Source organism: Alcanivorax sp. HI0083 (assembly GCF_001635175.1).
Map to the genome: position 1 here is coordinate 1 of NZ_LWFX01001354.1, position 2419 is coordinate 2419.

General features: G+C 57.7%; 4 protein-coding genes. 3 read left to right on the plus strand and 1 reads right to left on the minus strand.

The window, feature by feature from the left end; translation table 11 throughout:
- The first annotated feature begins 86 nt into the window (after nucleotides 1-86).
- Genes A3754_RS20385 through A3754_RS20395 form a run of 3 tightly spaced genes read left to right on the plus strand, consistent with a single transcriptional unit; the run spans nucleotide 87 to nucleotide 1935 of the window.
- Entirely contained in the window at nucleotides 87-584 is a 498-nt protein-coding gene (locus A3754_RS20385; RefSeq protein ID WP_063521159.1) for a peptidylprolyl isomerase, read from the plus strand.
- 5 nt (nucleotides 585-589) lie between these two features.
- Entirely contained in the window at nucleotides 590-1201 is a 612-nt protein-coding gene (locus A3754_RS20390) for a peptidylprolyl isomerase (protein WP_063521160.1), read from the plus strand.
- Nucleotides 1202-1203: 2 nt separating this feature from the next.
- Entirely contained in the window at nucleotides 1204-1935 is a 732-nt protein-coding gene (locus A3754_RS20395; RefSeq protein WP_063521161.1) for a UDP-2,3-diacylglucosamine diphosphatase, read from the plus strand.
- Nucleotides 1936-2061: 126 nt separating this feature from the next.
- Here A3754_RS20395 and miaE read toward each other — a convergent pair.
- On the minus strand, nucleotides 2062-2419 hold a 358-nt coding region (miaE, locus tag A3754_RS20400), incomplete at its 5' end, for a tRNA isopentenyl-2-thiomethyl-A-37 hydroxylase MiaE (RefSeq protein WP_231880718.1).

The window sequence follows — 2419 nt, forward strand, 5'->3', positions numbered from 1 at the left end:
AGCCCCCCCAACAGTCAAAGACTCAGGGCCCCTCTGCACGCAAAATAGGCGTTAACTGACGGGTCCGACCCTGCGGAGAAACATCAATGAAAGTGTTGCTGACAACAACTTACGGCAAAATCACCCTGCAACTGGACGCAGAGAAGGCGCCGGGAACCACCGAGAATTTCGTGCAGTACGTCAAGGAAGGCCACTTTAACGGCACCATCTTCCACCGCGTTATCAGCAATTTCATGATCCAGGGTGGCGGCTTCACCGAAGACATGCAGCAGAAAGCTACCCGCGCCCCCATCCAGAATGAAGCAGGCAATGGCCTGTCCAACAAGGCCGGCACCATTGCCATGGCGCGCACCCCGGATCCGCATTCCGCCTCGGCCCAGTTCTTCATCAACGTGGCCGACAACCATTTTCTGGACAAGGAACGCAGCCAGGACGGCTGGGGCTATGCGGTATTCGGTGCTGTATCAGAAGGCATGGACGTGGTGGAAAAAATCCGCAACGTCGCCACCGGCAACAGCGGCGGCCATCAGGATGTGCCGGTGGAACCGGTACTGATCGAATCTGCTGAATTGATCGAGGACTGATCGTCATGCGCCTTGCTGCTGCCCTGCTCGCCCTGCTCCCTGGTCTGTTGCTGGCCAACCCGGTGGTCCGCCTGGACACCACAGCCGGCCCCATTACCATTGAGCTGTACGAAGACAAAGCCCCGCAAAGTGTCGCCAACTTTCTCCAGTACGTGGACAGTGGCTTCTACAACGGCACCCAGTTTCACCGCGTGATCAGCGGTTTCATGATTCAGGCTGGCGGCTTTGACCAGAGCGGGCAGCGCAAGGCCACGCGCAAACCCATCCAGAACGAGGCCGACAACGGCCTAAAAAACAAGCGTGGCACCCTGGCCATGGCTCGCACCAGCAACCCGCACTCGGCCACCGCCCAGTTTTTTGTGAACCTGGTAGATAACCGCAATCTGGATTTCACCGGCAAGAACAGCCGCGGCTGGGGCTATGCCGTTTTCGGGGCCGTCACCGACGGCATGAATGTGGTCGACAATATCGCCCGGGAACGCACCACCAGCCAGCGCCTGAACGGCATGATGGCCCGCGATGTCCCGGAAGTGCCTATTCTGATCACCAAGGCCTACCGCCTGGAAGGTGACAGCAAGGCAGCCAAACAGGCAAACGAAGAGAAGGACGCTCAATAACCATGAGTTACACCCTCTTCATCTCTGATCTGCACCTGGATCCGGCACGCCCCGAGCATCTGGAGGCATTGAAAAACCTGCTGGCACACCATCAAGGCAAGACCGACGCCCTGTATGTACTGGGCGACCTGTTCGAAGCCTGGATCGGCGACGATGATGACACCCCGTTCAATCTCGATGCCATCGCCGCCTTCCGACAGTTTTCTGACAGTGGCAGCAAGCTTTACTTCATGCATGGCAACCGGGATTTCATGCTCGGCAACGACTTTGCGAATGCCTGCGGCGGCACCCTGCTTGACGAAGGCACCGTAGTCGACCTCTACGGCACCGCCGTAATCCTGATGCACGGCGACAGCCTGTGCACCCTGGACACCGCCTATCAACAGTTCCGCACCATGGCCCGCAACCCGCAGTGGCAGCAAGGCATGCTCGCCAAACCGCTGGAAGAGCGACGCATGATCGCCCAGGGCATGCGCATGCAAAGCCAGGGCAACAACGCCAACAAGGCAGAAAACATCATGGACGTCACCCCGGAAGAAGTGGTCCGGGAAATGCAGGAAGCTGGTGTTCAGCACCTGATCCACGGCCATACCCACCGCCCGGACGTCCACGACGTGGACTTGCCTGATGGCACCGGCAAGCGCTGGGTGCTGGGTGACTGGGGGAAGTTGGGATGGCAGATCATCGCAGACAGTGAAAAAGGGCTAAAACTGGAAAGCTTTGAGATTAGTTGACAGTTGATAGTGGACAGTTGACAGCTGCGCGACAAAGTTTTTTGTGGGATGAAACGTAAGAGGCCGCGTCCATGCTTTGGGCGCGGCCTCTTACGTTTCAAAATGATCACAGCAAAATCGCGGGTTTTAGCTGTCAACTGTCAACTGTCCACTATCAACTGTTCCCGGCGTGCCCGAATGAAACCGGAACTCATCATCCGGTGTTTCAATCAATTCCTGCTCTACCGCCTTGAAAAAATCCACCCGTTCCGTAATCGGCCCCTGGGCATATTGCTCGGCCAGTTTCAGATAATCCTCAAAGTGGCGCGACTCGCTTTTCAATAAATAGCGGTAATAGCGCCCCAACTCCGCATCCACATGGGGCGCCAGAGCGGCAAAACGCTCACAGCTACGCGCCTCGATTAGCGCCCCCACAATCATGGTGTCCACCAGGCGCCCCGGCTCAGAGGTGCGGATATGCTGACGCATCCCCTTGGCATAGCGC